This is a genomic window from Paenibacillus sp. J22R98, assembly GCF_059383835.1.
In genome coordinates, this window is record NZ_JBXENW010000001.1 from 421,507 (window position 1) to 438,899 (window position 17,393).

Genomic DNA, 17,393 nt, shown 5'->3' on the forward strand with positions numbered 1-17,393 from the left:
CCGATGCCACTGAAGTTCCTATTGAGAAAACGGCTTAATCGCTCCTGGTCGGTCGATATTCTGCTCTTTATTTTGCTGGCAGGTGTCGCTGCGTTTATGGCGGTTCCGCTCGTGTACACGATTAACAGAGCTTTTATGCCGCTGGACGAAATCTTTGCATTCCCGCCAAGATTCATCGTTCGTCATCCGCAAATGAAGAACTTCACGGATTTAGTCGGCATCTTCGCCGACTCCTGGGTCCCTTTCTCGCGGTATGTATTTAATACCTTCTTTATCGCGATAACGGGAACGACGGGACATGTAATCATCGCTTCGGCTGCCGCGTATCCGCTTGCGAAAGTGAAATTCCCTTTCCGTAATGCGCTATTCAGCCTCGTGGTGATGTCGCTTATGTTCACGCCTTACGTGACCCAGGTTCCGAACTATATGACGATCTCATGGCTTGGCATGATCAATACGTATTGGGCGATCTTGCTCCCGGCATTCGGTTCCACGCTCGGTCTTTATTTGATGAAGCAGTTTATGGAACAAATTCCGGATGCATTAATTGAAGCTGCGAAGATCGACGGCGCGACGGAATACCGGATATTCTGGCAAATCGTCATGCCGATCGTGAAACCGGCCTGGATGACGCTCATTATCTTCTCGCTTCAGAGCTTGTGGACGAACGGATCCGTAACGAGCCACAAATATATATACAGCGAACAGCTTCGTACGGTGGATGCGGTCTTCGGTCAAATCGCGAGCGGGGGAATAGCAAGAACAGGACCTGTTGCGGCTGTGACGCTGCTGATGATGTCTGTTCCGATCGCGGTATTCATCTTAACGCAAAGCAAAGTCATTCAAACGATGTCCACATCGGGGCTGAAAGAGTAAGCAGGGGGGAGCCGGATTTTGACAGCCAAAAGAACGATCGTAACGTTAATGCTGGTTATGCTCATGCTCGGTGTATGCGCTCCTGCGTCCGCTGCCTCATCGGATGGGTACAACTACTCCTACTGGGGAGAGGCGGTGCCGGCGCCGGATCCATACCGCGCCGCTGAAGTCATTTACGGGCCGGATTTGAATATCGGGCCGATGGTTTCGCCGCAGGATATGTATATATCGAGCGCGGGCCATATTTATATAGCGGATACAGGCAACAGCCGTATTGTAGTACTCGACAAGAAGCTGGACGTAGAGCGCGTCATTACCGAATTTGATCATGCAGGCAAGAAAGATACGTTTAACCAGCCCGAAGGGGTTTTCGCCGACGCGAAAGGGCATCTCTTCGTGGCAGATACGCAAAATCGCCGAATTATTGAGCTGACTGGCAAAGGCGAGTTTGTTCGTCAAATCAACGAACCTAAGTCTACGCTTATCCGCGAAGGGTTTCAATTTACGCCGATCAAACTGGTCGTAGATAAAGCCCAGAGGTTATATCTAATAAGCCGCGGTTCCTATGAAGGGATCATGGAATTTGATTCAGACGGCGTGTTCAGTGGATTTATTGGAACGAATCGAGTGAAGTTCAGTCCAATGGATTTGTTCTGGAAGCGCATCTCGACCAAGAAACAGCGTGATCAGATGGAACAGTTTATTCCGCTGGAATTCAATAATATCGCCATCGACGATGACGGGTTTATGTATACGACAACGGTGGAAGAAAACTCGAACAGTCCGATCAAGAAGCTGAATCCATCCGGTGTCGATATTTTGCGGAGCAAAGGCTATTTCCCGCCTAAAGGGGATATTGGCACGATGGAAGTGGGAAGTTTCCCGGGAAGCTCCATTTTCGTCGATGTCACGCAGGATGCCGGTGGCATGTATAATGCTCTGGATTCGAAACGCGGTCGCATCTTCACGTATGACAAAGACGGGAATTTACTCTACATGTTCGGCGGATTAGGCGCGGAGCAAGGGAAATTCCGTACTCCTTCGGCCATTGGGTTGCAAGGTGATCGCGTTATCGTACTGGATAAGGATAACAATCGGTTGACTATTTTTGAACCGACCCGTTACGGAAGTTTGATTCGCGATGCGGTTACTTCGCTCTATAACGGGAAAGTGGAACAATCGACTAATGCTTGGGAGCAAGTGTTGAAGCTGAACAGCAATTTCGAGGTTGCGTACATCGGCATCGGGAAATCGCTGCTCAAGCAAGGCGATAACAAAGCAGCGATGACGTATTTCGAGCTTGGCAACAACCGGGAAAACTATTCAGAGGCTTTCAAGCGCTACCGCAAAGAAATCGTCATGGATCGCTTCGGCACAATCGTGCTCAGTCTGGCAGTTGCAATCGGTATTGTTGTTGCGATCGTTAAGTTTGCCAGAAGAAGAGCTGCGAGCGGCTATTACAAGGAAATCGGCCCGCTCAAGAACCCCTTCTACACGATGCTGCATCCGTTTAATGGCTTCTGGGAGATGAAGTTCGAGAAGCAGGGAAGAATCAAGATTGCTGGTTTCATCTTGTTTCTACTGGTCTTGCTCACCATTGTGAAGCGCCAGTACAGCGGTTTTGTTGTCAATTTCAACAATCCCGCCGACCTGAACAGCATCAATGAGCTGAAATACATCATCCTGCCGTTCCTGCTCTGGTGTGTGGCCAACTGGTCGCTCACAACGTTGATGGACGGCGAAGGTAAATTTAAAGAAATCATAATGGCTACAGGGTATTCCTTAATGCCGTTTGTCATTATTTATTTGCCGCAAACGCTGTACAGCAGGGTTATCACGGCAGATGAGAGCTCCTTCTATTATTTGCTCGATACCGTTGCGATTGTTTGGTTCATCGCATTGCTGTTCGTTGGAACGATGACGATTCATCAATACTCGGCTGGCAAGACGGTTCTAACGATGCTGCTCACACTTGTCGTCATCGGGATCATGTTGTTCCTGGGCGTTCTGTTCTTCAGTATGCTGCAGCAGATGATCAGTTTCATCCTATCGCTCTATCACGAGCTTTCGTTTAGAGTACGATGATTGCCGAGGAATCTTGTTTATTTGGAGGGGAACGGTTGTGATTCATAGAAAGCATGTCGTCATTGCTGCCCTCTGCGGATGCTTGGCAGCTGGCACTGCCATTATCAATTACGCTGATGGGGATGCGGCAAACGTCGGCGGCGCGGGAGACAAGTCAGTTAGATCAGCAGCAGCTTCCGGTGGAGAGAAGTCCCTGAAAGGCGAGGTGTCCATAGCCTCTTTGAAGCTAGCTGCGGATACGGCCGTGCACACGACGAATACATCGGAAGAGCTGGCTTTGCTTAAGCAGATGGAGCAGCTGTCGGAGACGGAAACACTTGCCTTGTTCATCAATAAAGAGACAGCAGAAATTGCGGTGAAGGACAAACGCGACGGATATGTATGGTTCTCGAACCCGGTCGGGCATGAGAAGGATTCGTTAGCATCACCGCTCTATAAATCCGAGCTTTCATCGCAGCTGCTGCTTACGTACTATAACGAGAAGGGCCAAGTCTATCATTTCAACAGCTATGATGACAGTATCCAGAAGAAACAATTCGAGATATCGGCTACTAAGAATGGTGTAAGAATCGTCTACCAATTCGGTAAGGCTTCCGGCGGTACCGATAACATTCCGGCCGTAATCAGCAAGGAACGTTTCGAGAAGCTTATCTTGGACAAGCTGCCGGATGACGATGCGCGTAAGCAGGTTACGTATAAGTTCCGTCTCAATCAAGAGAAGCAGGTCTACGAAGTCCGCAATTTGCAGGATAACGTGAAGCAGGAGCTTTCGGGTTATCTGACAGAAGCGGGTTATACGAAGGAAGATGCTGCTCAGGATAATCAAGAGAACGGCGCCGAGGTGGCAGCTTCCGATGAGCAAGCTGCATTTACAATCCCGGTTGAATACGCCTTGGACGCGGATCAATTCATTGTCTCCATTGCTGCGAAGGATGTCCAATACAGTCCGGACTTCCCGCTTGCCTCCGTCCAGGTGCTGAAGCACTTCGGGGCGGCAGATAATAAGAAACAAGGCTATATCTTCGTACCCGATGGTTCGGGTGCGCTCATTCAACTGAACAATAAGAAGTTAAGCGCCGAGCCTTTCAAAATGCCGGTTTATGGTGAGGATGGCAGCTTTGACGTGAAGGAGCGAGTGGTGACAAGCTCGCCTGTACGCTTGCCGGTGTTTGGGATGAAGCAGAATGATCATGCTTTGTTTGGTATCATCGAGGATGGCGACGCGTTGTCGAGTGTGCTTGCCGATATTAGCGGCAGACATGATAGCTATAATAGCGTCAATTCGGAGTTTCAATTTGTTGCGATGGACTATTATACGCTGAGCTCAGGGACGAAGACGAGCTCTGTCCCTATGTTCCAACAGCAAACTTATCAAGGCGATCTTCGTGTCCGGTACAGCTTCCTGTCAGGCAGCGCTGCCGATTATGTGGGGATGGCAGGTGCCTATCGGAATTATTTGACCGACAAGTACAAGCTGAAGAAGCTGGATGAGAAGGCCAATGCACCGTTCATCCTCGAGGTTGAAGGGGCGTTCCGCAAGAAGAAATCATTCCTTGGCATTCCCTATTCGGCAACGGAATCGTTAACGAGTTATGATGAGGCTAGCTCCTTGCTGAAGCTGCTGAATACACAGGGGATCGATGATATTGCGCTTCGTTATGTGGGCTGGTTTAACGATGGCATCCGTCACAGCTCTCCGAAGGATATCGAGCTGGAAGGTGCTCTCGGTGGTAAGAAGGGGCTTCAACGTCTGATCGCTTATACGGAGCAGAATGGAATCGGCCTATATCCGGACGTGGCGTTTCTTGAGAAATATAAGGGAGCCAAAGACAGCGCGGATTTGCTAGATCGCCGCAGTGCAGCCGTCTATAATTACAATCCTGTCATGTATGTGAAGGACAGCGATTCCTTCTCGCATTACAAGCTGTCCACGAACAAACTGCCAAGTACGGTAGATGCGTTTACGGGCGATTTCAAGAAGTTTGGCATAAACGGCTTGTCTTTGCGGGATATGGGGAATGAAGTGAATTCGGACTTTGACCCGGATGCATCGGTTGACCGTCAGGCTGCACGAAATACGATCTTGCATGAAACGGACAAGCTGAAGCAGGAAATCGGCCGGCTCATGGTAAGCGGAGGCAATGCTTATACACTTCCATATGCCGACATCGTCGTTAATGCACCTACATCCAGTAATCGATTGAATATTACCGATGAGGATGTCATGTTCTACCAGATTGCCCTTCACGGTTATGTGGATTTGTCAGGTGCACCGTTCAATATGGATGATTATCAGAATCCGCGCGTATCGATGCTCAAAGCGCTTGAAACCGGTTCGAATATCTATTACGCCTGGTACTATAACGAGGCATCGGTTGTTAAAGATACCGCTTATAACGATCTGTACGCGCTCCATTATGCAGATTGGTTCGATGAAGCGGCGAGCTTATACAACGAAGCAAACCCGATATTGAAACAAGTGCGGAATCAAATCATTACCGGTCATCGCACACTTGCTAATCGGGTTGTCGAGACTACGTTCGAGAACGGCATGTCCATCATTGTGAACTACAATCCAACGGCAGTACAGGTGAACGGCATGGAGATCGGCGCCGAAAGCTACCGGTTAGGCGGTGAATGACGATGTTTAAAAAACCAATGACACTAAAACAGAAAAATGCATGGTTCGGAGTTCTGTTTGCATCGCCGCTCATTTTCGGGATGATCCTGCTGTTCATTTTGCCGCTGATTCAATCGTTTCGTTACAGTTTAAGCTCGCTTGATATGGTAGAAGGCGGCTTTAAGGTTACGTACGAGGGCTTCGATAATTATACGAGCCTATTTACATCCAATCCGGATTTCCCTCGGACCTTGGCGGAATCGCTTGGCAACATGGTGGTGAACGTCCCGCTCATTCTTATATTCAGTTTGTTTGCAGCGGTGCTGCTCAATCAGAAGTTTGTCGGGCGTCCATTCGCCAGAGCCATCTTCTTCTTGCCGGTTATTCTGGCTTCGAGCGCCATTGCGAATCTGGATATCAGCAGCTTTGTCGGCGGTGGCGCAATTCCGTCTGGCAATGGAGGAGACGGGGAATCGAATGCCCTGCAGAGCTTCGAGTTAAGTAAAATGATGATCGAATCCGGGTTATCGCCGGTTATCGTGAATTATATTACAGGTGCGGTCGATCGGATTTACGAGATTATCAGCTCGTCCGGCGTGCAAATTCTTATTTTCTTAGCAGGCTTGCAGTCCATCTCGCCATCCTTGTATGAGGCTTCCAAGATTGAAGGCGCGACAGGGTACGAGAGCTTCTGGAAAATTACGTTTCCAATGGTTACGCCGCTCATTCTTACGAACATGGTCTATTCGATCACCGATACGTTCAGCAGTAACCAGATTAACTTGTTGATCTCGGAAACGGCCTTCAAAGTATTCGATTTCGGTCTTAGCGCCGCGATGTCGTGGGTGTTCTTCCTATGCGTCGGCCTGATTCTTGCCGTTTCAGTCGGCCTAATCTCACGCAAAGTGTTCTACTATGACTAAATGGGGAGGTGAGTCTATGAAATCGTCTACAGCTTATGCCGATTTATTCGTAAGACGGTACAACCCGGTGGAGAAAACGAAAGGTTTCGCGTGGAGACTGATTAGAGCCATCCTCATTCTCGGATTTTGTTTCGTAATCTTGTTTCCGCTATTCTTGCGAATCTCCATCGCCTTTCGCAGCAAGGTCGATATCTACGATCCGACGGTGCTCTGGATTCCCAGACATTTTACGCTCGATAATTTCAAAATCGCGATGGAGTCCTCGCATTACTTGACTTCCTTGCTGCATACGGTTTACATCACGTCGAGTACGACGATCATCCAGATGGCTTCCTGTACACTGGCCGCCTACGCGTTTGCGCGACTGAAGTTTAAGGGCAGCGAGATTCTGTTTGCACTCGTCATCTTCACGATTGTTGTGCCGCCGCAAACGATCATGATTCCGCTTTACCTGACGTATCGTTACTTTGATCTGTTTGGTCTCATTCACTTGTTTACCGGCAAGAAAGGGCTGAATTTGATCGATACGTTCTGGCCGTTTATTATTTCGGCCGGTACGGCAATGGGGCTGAAGAACGGACTCTATATTTATATTTTCCGTCAGTTCTTTAGAGGGATTCCGAAGGAAGTCGAGGAGGCCGCACTGGTTGACGGCGCAGGGGTGCTTCGCACATTCTCCCGCATCATGCTGCCTAACGCCATTCCTGCCATTATCACGGTGCTTCTGTTCTCCGTCGTCTGGCAATGGAACGACAGTTATTACGTCAGCTTGTTCCTGAAACAGGTGAAAGTACTCTCTACGAGCCTGATGGATATGGGCGTTGGCATTAAGGAACCGGACCCTGTGTATACGTCCATGCTGCTTAATACAGGGGTGCTCCTGACGATCGCGCCGCTTATTGCCATGTATCTGTTTGTACAACGGTACTTTGTGGAAAGTGTAGAGCGGACGGGGATTACAGGCTAGCACGTAATCCGTATAAAATCTGTTGGATTAGTAAGACAATAATAGATATACTGAAAAAAATAGAACTAATTAGGCTGAGGTGTGAATTCTGTGCTGAGCGACAATAAGCCGTTATACAGTAAAATACTCGGAGTTTTGCGCGAACGCATCTCTCAAGGGGAATATGTTACCGGTCAGCAGCTTCCGACGGAACTTGAGCTAGCGGAGCAGTTCGGCGTCAGCCGCATTACATCCAAACGTGCATTGATAGAACTCGAAAGAGAAGGTCTGATCTATCGGAGAAGGGGCAGCGGCAGCTTCGTTAAGAAACAAGATGATGTTCGTCCTGAATTGGAATTGAGGGAGGCCTCTCCTTCCAGCCGAATCGTTTCCATGATCCTTCCTTTTGTTACCGCTCACAATACGCTTGAGCATATGCAGGGTGCGGCCAAATACGTAGAATCCAAGGGGTACTACCTCAGTATCCATAATAGCGATTGGAGCAGTGAACGAGAGCGCGAGCTGCTGCATTCGCTGCCTAAGAGAGGGACATCGGGCATTATTTTGTACCCGGTCAGCACGCAGAAGAATTTGGATGTTGTCCATGCGCTTCATCTAAGCGAGTATCCGATCGTAACCGTCGACCAATATTACAGCCTGCTGACAATGGGGAGCGCCGTTTCGGATAATTATGAAGGCGGTTACCAAGCGGCATCTACGCTCATTGAGCTGGGCCATTCACGTATTGCTTTCATATCTACGATCGGCATTCAGTACCGAAGTACAGTACGTGATCGCTTCTTCGGCTATAGTAAAGCGCTAAGCGATCACGGACTTCCTGTGGATATTGAACTGATCTTCAGCGACCTGCCACGGGAAGCAGAGGGTGCTCCGGCGACTCGGCGGGAATTTTACAAGGATTTGTTAGGGAAACTGATGAAGCTGCGCGTGACGGCGATTCAAACCGAACATGACATGGTCGCTTATGATTGTATGAAAGCGGCTATCGATCTGGGGATCAAGATTCCGGAGGAACTGTCGATTGTAGGTTTCGATAACAACGATATGTCGCAGCAAGGCGATATTCCGATTACAACCGTCGAGCAGAATTACGAGGAAATCGGAAAACGTGCTGCAATGATGATCATCGATCAATTAGAGAACCATGTCATCCAACGCGAACGCGCTGTGATTCCAGTGAAATGGATTTCAAGACAGTCGATTGGACCCGGACCTGACCTGAACGATTAAGTCTCGGGTTGCTATTCGCCTCCTAGTGAGCCTAATGCTCGCAAGGAGGCTTTTTTGCGTTTAAGATATACCTTGATCTTGCAGTAATGTTATTTGTTATATCTAATATTTACATATTCTATGTGAAAACGGTATAATAGTTGTGAAAAATGGAATCTGCGTTCGAAGAAGATATAACATAATTCGAGGCTGGAGGCTGGATCAATGAATTTCAGCGGAGTACCGGAACCACACATCAAGAAGTATGCACCGGAGCATTACATGTGCCGCAGAGCGACTGAACCCCTTGTATTGGATGGCAGGTTGGATAAACCCTTTTGGGCAGATGCACCATGGACGGCTGAGTTCGTTGATATCGAAGGCGATTTAAGACCGAGGCCAAGCAAACGGACGCGAGTCAAAATGTTATGGGACGACGAATACTTCTATTTCGGCGCCGAATTGGTGGAAGATCAAATTTGGGCCACATTGACGGAACGGGACTCCGTTATTTTCTACGATAATGATTTTGAAATTTTCATTGATCCTGACGGTGATTCGCACCAATACTACGAATTTGAAATCAATGCCCTGAATACCGTATGGGATTTGCTGCTAGTGAAGCCGTACCGTGACGGCGGGCCGGCCGTTAATGCATGGGACATTGCGGGGCTGAAGACAGCGGTTCACATCGATGGAGAGCTCAACAATCCACTCGCTGCTAATCGCTCCTGGAGCGTTGAAGTGGCCATGCCTTGGAAGAGCTTACTGGAATGTGCTGCTGAGGGGCGTCGCCCGACACCGGGACAATTCTGGCGCGTTAATTTCTCCCGTGTGGAATGGCAGGCCGAAGTGAAAGATGGACGCTATGAGAAAGTAATCAATCCGGCTACCGGCAAGTCATACCCGGAAGACAACTGGGTCTGGTCGCCGATGGGAATCGTCAATATGCATTACCCGGAACTATGGGGATATGTAGTATTTGCCGGTGAAGAGAGCACCGATAGCTTCACGCTGCCGCAGGATGAAACGATCAAGTGGCAGCTGCGCAAGCTGTATTATCGTCAGCGCAATCATTTTGCGGAATTCGGTGTGTTTAGCGGGGATCTGGCCTTGCTTATGGGGGAAGACACGTGGATGATCCAGCCTCATATGGAATGGACTTCACGGCTATTTCAACTATCGGCGCCTTCCATGGATGGCAGCTCAACGTTCTATATTCGAGAAGATGGGAAGCTATGGAGGGAGTGAGGCGGCATGTCCTTAACATCTGCAAGGTTTTCATTAGATGAAGAAACACGCACGACGATCGAGCGCAAGTTCGAGGAGAAGCAGCAGCTTGCCAGTGCGAGGAAGAGAGAGCTGTTCCGTGTATTTGAGGAAGATTTGAGCGCAGAAGAGCATATGGCACTTAAGTTTCTCTACGCCTATATGCCACTGAACGACCTGGCTGATTACGATGGCAGCTTGTTTCTGAGCCACGTTCGTAAGACGTTGGAGATTCGTCGTCGGATGCCTTGGGGCAATCGAGTGCCGGATCATTTGTTCCTTCATTTTGTGCTGCCCTATCGCGTCAACAACGAGAATATCGAGGATAGCCGGGGCATTATGTTCGAGGAGCTCTTCAATCGCGTGAAGCAGCTGTCCATGGAAGATGCGATCTTGGAAACGAATCATTGGTGCTACGAGAAAGCAACATACATCGGCAATGATCCGCGAACGGTCTCGCCGCTGACGCTGATTCGTACAACGCTCGGACGATGCGGGGAAGAGTCGACTTTGGCTGTTGCAGCGCTGCGCAGCCTCTGTATTCCGGCGAGGCAGTGCTACACGCCGCGCTGGGCACATTCGGACTCGAACCATGCCTGGGTGGAAGCGTGGGCGGAAGGCAGCTGGCATTTTATCGGGGCATGCGAGCCTGAGCCGCGGCTCAATGAAGGATGGTTCAGCGCGCCGGCGCGAAGAGCGATGCTTATTAACACGCGCGTACCTTCGCAATATCCGGGGCCGGAATCGATAACCCTCGCGCACGAATGGTACACGGAAATTAATTTGCTGGATGGGTATGCACCAAGTCGCAACATAGTAGTAAGAATTCAAGACATGGATAGTCGTCCGGTATCAGGTGCTGCCGTGTCGTTTCAAGTTTATAATTTCGCGGAATTTACACCGATCGCCAAATTAACGACAGATGCTAATGGTGAAGTATCGCTTACTACAGGCTATGGAGATTTGCTAGTTCGCGCCGTAGACGGATCTATGTGGGGCGAAAGTAAACTATCCGTATCTAAGCAGGACTCGTTTATCCTTACGATTAGTACTCAAGAGCAGCAAGATGGCATCGTCGAGTTCGATATGGTTCCTCCGCCGGAGCTGCCTGCCGATGAAGCGTCAGCTGTATCGGAAGAGGCGCTTCAGCAACATCGCAACCGACTGCAGCAAGGGGCAGCCATTCGCAAAAGCTTCGAGGATACGTTTGTTAGTGAGGCACGCGCGGGTGAGATTGCTGATGAGCTTGGTCTTCCGGCAGAGCGAGTATGGCCTGTTCTTCGCAAGGCGCGCGGGAACAGTCATGAAATCGCAGCTTTTCTGCAGGAGCAGACAGCAACATATGGAGAATGGCCGCTGCGCTTGCTTGAGAGCTTAAACGATAAAGATTTGACCGATACGTTCCGCCCTGCGTTGCTCGATCATTTGAAAGGGTCGCTGCCTTATGCGGACTTATTTGAAGAAGACATGTTCTCGCGTTATGTACTGTGTCCGCGTGTTTTGTTCGAAATGATTGGCCCTTATAAACAATTTTTTCAAGAAATATTGCTTGCAGAAGAGATCGCGGACTATCAGCTGGACCCAACTAAGCTTGTCCGTCATCTGCTTCTGAAGTTTGAAGTTGTCGAGGATATGACGTACTATCAAGGGTCTGCGATGCCTTCCGGCAGCTATCGCCTTCTGAAAGGCGACCGTATCTCACGTGACATTCTGTACGTGGCGCTTTGCCGGAGCATCGGTATTCCTGCGAGGCTTCATCCCAGTGAGCGTAAGCCGCAGTACTGGCTGAATGATAGCTGGCATGATGCTCGTTTCGAACAAGTAAGCACTCTTACTCCGACTGCGGTGATCGGGGAAGTGCTGCTGAAGCGTGATCCGGAAGCTCCGGCTGATGCGGAAGAGGCAGCCTATTTCCGGAACTTCTCTTTTGCCAGACTGGAGAATGGCATGTATCAATCGTTATTTTATCCACATGGTCAAACCAATGTGTACGATCAGCCCTTTGAGCTAGAAGTGGGCCGCTATCGGATGACGGCTGGTACGAGGCAGAAGGACGGTTCCGTGCTCGTTCGCTTTACTTATTTTACAGTACTGGAAGGTGCGCGTGGGGAACTGCCTTTGTCGTTCCGGTATCCGAGTAGTGAAGTGCCGGTCATTGGGGAGGCTGACCCGACTTGGCGATTTACTCGCCAGGATGGAACATCAGCAACACTGAGCGAATTGACACAGGGCAGAAGCGCAGTGTTGGCATGGATCGAGCCGGAGCGCGAGCCTTCCAAGCATTTGCTCCGAGAAATTAAAGAGCTTGTAGGTGCTTATGATGCACTTGGCATGCCTATTATCATGGCTGACGGTGAGGAAGGCCGGACGGCATCTTTTGAACCTGCTTCCTATGAAGGATATCCGGTTGATTTCTCGTTCGTTCACGATCGTGATTTCGTCATCCACCAGGCAAGCGGAAAGCTTCTTGGGTCGGATGCGGCGTCCCTTCCATTCGTAGTGGTCGTAGATAAAGAAGGCGGCATTCGATATGTAACCGCAGGCTATAAGCTGGGGATCGGTAGAGAAGTACTTCAAATAGGGACACGTCTAACAGATGAGAAATAAGGAGGAAAACTAATTATGACATCAACATCCAACTATTATTCGGTTGGTTATGTCGGCGATTCATGGCTTCCGAAACTAACCAAAGAAAATGCATTGAAGCTGACTCATATTAATATTGCTTTCGGCCATGTAGTCAACGATGAAATCTCCATTGGCCATTTGAAGCATTTAGCCAGTCTGCAAACGATCAAGTCCTATAATCCTAAATTAACGATTTTGTTGTCCGTTGGTGGATGGAGTGCAGGCGGGTTCTCCGAAGCTGCTTCTACGCCGGAGGGCAGGAAACGGATGGCTGAAACAGCTGTAGCCATTCTGGACAGCTATGCGATCGATGGCATTGATTTGGATTGGGAATATCCGTGTTACGGCGTAGCGGGGATCGCCTCGAGCCCGGCCGACAAAAGCAATTTCACGTTACTTTTGAAAGAACTCAGAGAGGCATTAGATCAACTTGGCGCACGAAACAACCGACATTATTTGCTGACCATCGCGGCGGGAGCGGACCAATACTACATAGACGGGACCGAGATGGATCAGGTTCAGCGCTACTTGGATTACGTGCAATTGATGACCTACGACATGCGCGGCGGTTTTCAGACATTGACCGGTCACCACACGAATCTGTTTGCCTCAACAGGTGATTTGTTCCGCATTAGCGTGGAGGCTTCTGTTCGAATGTTTATTGCAGCAGGTGTGCCTCGCGAGAAGATCGTTATCGGCGCGGCCTTCTACTCGCGGATGTGGAAGGATGTTCCGAACGTCAATAACGGCTTCCTTCAGATGACTGCTGGAGCGGGTGGCTACGGGCCTGATTTCACCCGTTTGGCTAACGATTATATCGAGAAGAATGGTTATACACGATTCTGGGACGATGAAGCGAAAGCGCCATTCCTATACAATGGCAATCAGTTTATCTCGTATGAGGATGAGGAATCGCTTCATCACAAATGTGAGTTTGTTAAGAATGAAGGACTGGGCGGGGTCATGTTCTGGGAGTACTGCTGCGATACAACTTTCCGATTGTTGGATGCGATCGACAAGGGATTGGGTAAAGCCAGAACGGTTACAAAATAATGCGGTTTCATATTCATGTTTGACACTGCTATTCTATTCATGGTAAAGTATTTTTACTGCTTCAAACAATAGATTGAATCAGGAACTGCCAGATGCGGTCGTGGCGGAATTGGCAGACGCGCTAGATTCAGGTTCTAGTGGTGTAACAGCCGTGGAGGTTCGAGTCCTCTCGACCGCACCATACTTTCAAACTTACCCCAGATGATTCTGGGGTTTATTTTTTTTTTATAACAAAACAAAGTAAAACTGCCGGTTCACAATGAACCCGGCAGTTTTTTAGTTCACATAATGGATGAAACACAACTCGTCCACACCAAAGCAAAATGATTTTCATAGAATAACCTATCTGGTAGGAAAGGAGTTGATCATTCATGGTGAAAATCATTGATTATAATGTTAGTGTACCTGCAGTCGTTACGAACCAAGTGCATATTCCGGTTCCGCAAACACCTGCCAAAACGATCCTAGCAGAGCTTGGTATCTTCATCGCTCCTGAGCACCATAATAATCGTGTTGAGCTGATTGCGACAATTGGCGCAGCAGGAACTGATGGTGTTGCAGAAGTACTGTTCCGTGTATTCCGCGGCACACAAGAAATCTATTACGCGCTGCAAGGCTTCGAAACAGGCTACGAACAATTTGGCGTTGTCACGCTTCAAGTCATCGATATCAACGTGCCTACTGGTGCACACGGTTATTCGCTGTATGTGGAGAAACTTACTGCTTCTAGCGAAGCTGCTGTCGTTGGCCCAATCAATCTTAGCGCAACCGTTTACGCGGTTTAAGAAATTTCAGCATGCTTGAAGGACGAGGACAGCCTCGTCTTTCTTGTTTGGTTCTTTTACATATATTTCCCTTTATTTACAAACAATGAAGGTATGGTAACTACCTTTATGTACAAAAGGAGAAATAAAAAGGATGCAACATAAAACTATGCTGGCGGGGATTATCACAGCCGCTGCATTATTACTGGCTCCAACTACCGGTGCAGCAATGGCGTCTCCGGTAAACGAGAAAAAAGTAGAATTAAAAGGTCATCGGCAGGTAGCGATTGTCATCGATGATTTTGGCAACGGAATGACGGGCACGCCGGAGATGATGGAGCTTCCTGTACGTTTTACCGTTGCTGTCATGCCATTCATGCCGACAACGAAACAAGATGCAGAGCTCGCGTTCAAAAGAGGCGACGACGTGATCGTCCATATGCCTATGGAACCCGTTCGAGGCAAGCCGGAATGGCTTGGGCCGGGTGCGATCACGACAAGCATGAGCGATGCTGAAATCCGCAAACGGGTAGAGGCAGCTATTGCCGACGTTCCGCATGCCGTAGGAATGAACAATCATATGGGCTCTAAAGTAACAGCGGATGAACGTGCCATGCGTGCGGTGTTATCCGTCGTCAAGGAACATGGGTTGTTCTTCTTGGACAGCAGAACAACCTATAAGACGGTGCTCCCAAAGGTGACAGCCGAGCTCGGCGTGCCGCTGTTATCCAATCAAGTTTTCTTAGACGATGTATACACGACGAATCATATTTCCAAGCAGGTTGGGGTGCTTCGTAAATATCTGGAGAGCAATGACAGCTGCGTCATAATCGGCCATGTTGGACCTCCCGGAAAACTAACAGCCGCGGTGCTAAAGGATGCCATTCCGCGGCTGCAGTCTACGACCAGCTTCGTGAAGCTATCTGAGATGGTGGTGCCTTCAGCGGAGAAGGATATAATTCCGCACTCCTGATGAAATCGCCTCAGCCAATTGAAGCTGCATGCGAGGGTTCAGCAGCATACTTCGGTCGCCCTCGTGGCTTAGAAAACCCAGCTCGACGATAACGGCTGGCTGTTTCACGACATTTAGCAAATAAAACGGCGATCCTACACGGGGGAGTTGGTGCGTATTGTGCTTGCGATTTAATGCATCTTGGATGCAAAACGCGAGCAGCGCACTTTCTCCCTCGTTTTGATGAAGAACGAGCGGACCGTGCTCTGTTTTGTCCGGTGCCCAATTGACATGGATGCTGACGAGAATCTTCGTCTGAATTTCTTTCGTTAATTGGCTGCGCTGCGACAAATCGCGCCGATGCCGGGAACGTGATGGGTTCCAACGATTATCATCGCTTAAGGCATAGTCGGCGTCACGATTCATAATGGCGCGAATGCCGTTTGCGCTTAGAAGCAGATACAGCTTCTTTGCTACGGCTAAGTTAATATCTTTTTCCAGAATATCCTCATGGTGGGCGCCGCCATCAATTCCGCCGTGGCCTACATCAATAAGGACTTCGGCGCTCGGAAGCGCGCGTTGATAATTCGGCGGCGCTTCTGTTTGCAGATGGGAATCAGTCGCAGGCGCATCCAGCGGATAGGCTGCCAGTAAATCAGTCGAACCCCATGTAAACGAGCAAATGACAACAGAACAGAACATCAGGAACAACCGAGTCCGCACTCGTTTAGTTCGGCACTCCAGCATGCTGTACCATACCTCCAATTCCATAATGGCTATCGTTAGCGTGGCACAGACCAAGGAAACTCATTCATGTTTGAAGTAAATGATTAACGGGGACACTGTAGGTACACTAGAAATTGTTGAAGGAGATGAAGGACATGGCTGTTGAGAAACCCGAAGAGTACATTAAATTCATGACCGGTAAAATGATCGAAATCATTGACAGGCCGCAGGAAGCGCGGAAAGAAAGACGCAAAATAGCCAAAGCATCCAGAGAGCCTTGGCTGACACGTTGGTTTGGCATGGGAGGATTAGGTGTGATGCAGCTGTTCCGTTCTTCTAAGCCTCGAGAAGAAGGCTAACGACTCAGCCCCGTCAATTATAGAAGCGGCCTTCTTGATTAAGCAGCTCGATCGGGATATAGCGGGTGCCTACGGAATCAAAAGCGACATACAAGCTGTGATTATCCCAGTTATGGTACCCGATCGCCGGATAAACGAACAGCACCGTTTGACGGAACAGCTCAGCGGTAAAGCGAATTTGATTCCGATGGTTAAGCAAGTCAGGCAATTGTTTGATTTGCTCCTTGGACAAAGGAGATTTGGTCAGCCAAGGCAATCGCTCGTAAGGATCGAAACCTTCATTGGCTTTCGCGGCAGACAGTTTCGTAAGGGGACTTGGCGTCGTCTTCGTTGCACCGCTTAATGCAGGCTTGTCCGCGTCCATTGAAGCTATTGTCTTGAGTTGCTCTTGCCATAGCTGGTCGGTAATCGGCAAGGCTTCTCCTGTCCAGGCATCCAAATAATACGTTTCCTGATTGGCCGCCACATACTTCCAAACTGCAAGTACAGGTGATACGTAAAGCCGTTCCAAATGGAGCGGTTTTTTTATGGCTTCCGCGAAGGTGGTGAACAATCCTTGTCGCACCATGGAGCTGTACAAGGTATTAGCGTCGAAAGCGGGATGTTCGCCGGCGCCGTACTCGCCAAGGATGAACCCGCCTTCAGCGGTTGCGTGGACAATCATATAACCAACGGGCAGACGATCGAGTCGAAACGTGACCAGCCACCCATGAGTTCCCGGTCCGAGGGGGATGATGGTAGCGGTCGCTTTCTTCCAGGATTGGAATTGAGGCTGAGCCGACAAGGCATTCGCCCAGAATTGAACTTGCTGCTGGAGCTTAATCGCATGCTGCTCGCTCGGGGCTATTTTGAAAGAAAGTGCGGCTGCTGAGACCTGTGTGCTCGTCAAGAGGAACGCGGCTGCTAAGACAAAAATCGATATTAGCCTTATGTGCATCATCTGCATCACCTGCTGCTTCCTG

At 49.2% G+C, this 17,393-nt stretch carries 14 protein-coding genes and 1 tRNA gene; 13 read left to right on the forward strand and 2 right to left on the reverse strand.

What is annotated here, in order from left to right:
* The first annotated feature begins 3 nt into the window (after positions 1–3).
* From AC50Y3_RS01950 to AC50Y3_RS02005, 12 genes are all read left to right on the forward strand, one after another.
* Positions 4–876: a carbohydrate ABC transporter permease gene (locus AC50Y3_RS01950; RefSeq protein ID WP_494817086.1), complete on the forward strand. Its 873-nt coding sequence runs from the start codon at positions 4–6 to the stop codon at positions 874–876.
* A gap of 18 nt (positions 877–894) precedes the next feature.
* Positions 895–2,961, forward strand: coding sequence for a YIP1 family protein (locus tag AC50Y3_RS01955; RefSeq protein ID WP_494817087.1), 2,067 nt, complete (start codon positions 895–897; stop codon positions 2,959–2,961).
* Positions 2,962–2,998: 37 nt separating this feature from the next.
* Complete coding sequence (locus AC50Y3_RS01960) at positions 2,999–5,602, forward strand: DUF5696 domain-containing protein (RefSeq protein WP_494817088.1); 2,604 nt, start codon at positions 2,999–3,001, stop codon at positions 5,600–5,602.
* 2 nt (positions 5,603–5,604) lie between these two features.
* Entirely contained in the window at positions 5,605–6,504 is a 900-nt protein-coding gene (locus tag AC50Y3_RS01965) for a carbohydrate ABC transporter permease (RefSeq protein WP_494817089.1), read from the forward strand.
* A 16-nt stretch (positions 6,505–6,520) separates the two neighbouring features.
* On the forward strand, positions 6,521–7,471 hold the full coding sequence (locus tag AC50Y3_RS01970; protein WP_494817090.1) for a carbohydrate ABC transporter permease: 951 nt from the start codon (positions 6,521–6,523) through the stop codon (positions 7,469–7,471).
* 90 nt (positions 7,472–7,561) lie between these two features.
* A complete protein-coding gene (locus AC50Y3_RS01975; protein WP_494817091.1) occupies positions 7,562–8,701 on the forward strand; it encodes a GntR family transcriptional regulator in 1,140 nt (379 codons plus the stop codon).
* Positions 8,702–8,905: 204 nt separating this feature from the next.
* Positions 8,906–9,931, forward strand: coding sequence for a carbohydrate-binding family 9-like protein (locus AC50Y3_RS01980; protein WP_494817092.1), 1,026 nt, complete (start codon positions 8,906–8,908; stop codon positions 9,929–9,931).
* A gap of 6 nt (positions 9,932–9,937) precedes the next feature.
* On the forward strand, positions 9,938–12,556 hold the full coding sequence (locus tag AC50Y3_RS01985; RefSeq protein ID WP_494817093.1) for a transglutaminase domain-containing protein: 2,619 nt from the start codon (positions 9,938–9,940) through the stop codon (positions 12,554–12,556).
* A 15-nt stretch (positions 12,557–12,571) separates the two neighbouring features.
* Complete coding sequence (locus AC50Y3_RS01990) at positions 12,572–13,630, forward strand: glycoside hydrolase family 18 protein (protein WP_494817094.1); 1,059 nt, start codon at positions 12,572–12,574, stop codon at positions 13,628–13,630.
* A 94-nt stretch (positions 13,631–13,724) separates the two neighbouring features.
* A tRNA-Leu gene (locus AC50Y3_RS01995) sits at positions 13,725–13,811 on the forward strand.
* 190 nt (positions 13,812–14,001) lie between these two features.
* Entirely contained in the window at positions 14,002–14,415 is a 414-nt protein-coding gene (locus AC50Y3_RS02000; RefSeq protein ID WP_494817095.1) for an exosporium protein C, read from the forward strand.
* 133 nt (positions 14,416–14,548) lie between these two features.
* Complete coding sequence (locus AC50Y3_RS02005) at positions 14,549–15,367, forward strand: divergent polysaccharide deacetylase family protein (protein ID WP_494817096.1); 819 nt, start codon at positions 14,549–14,551, stop codon at positions 15,365–15,367.
* On the opposite strand, the gene AC50Y3_RS02010 is transcribed toward AC50Y3_RS02005, so the two are convergent.
* Entirely contained in the window at positions 15,335–16,093 is a 759-nt protein-coding gene (locus AC50Y3_RS02010) for an N-acetylmuramoyl-L-alanine amidase family protein (protein ID WP_494817097.1), read from the reverse strand. The genes AC50Y3_RS02005 and AC50Y3_RS02010 overlap by 33 nt on opposite strands.
* A 134-nt stretch (positions 16,094–16,227) precedes the next feature.
* On the opposite strand from AC50Y3_RS02010, the gene AC50Y3_RS02015 reads away from it, so the two are divergent.
* Positions 16,228–16,431: a YqzE family protein gene (locus AC50Y3_RS02015; RefSeq protein ID WP_494817098.1), complete on the forward strand. Its 204-nt coding sequence runs from the start codon at positions 16,228–16,230 to the stop codon at positions 16,429–16,431.
* Between the two features lie 13 nt (positions 16,432–16,444).
* Here the strand turns inward: AC50Y3_RS02015 and AC50Y3_RS02020 are convergent, their stop codons facing one another.
* The gene (locus AC50Y3_RS02020; protein ID WP_494817099.1) at positions 16,445–17,371 is read right to left on the reverse strand and encodes a hypothetical protein; all 927 of its coding nucleotides are present in this window, start codon (positions 17,369–17,371) and stop codon (positions 16,445–16,447) included.
* Between the last annotated feature and the right edge of the window lie 22 nt (positions 17,372–17,393).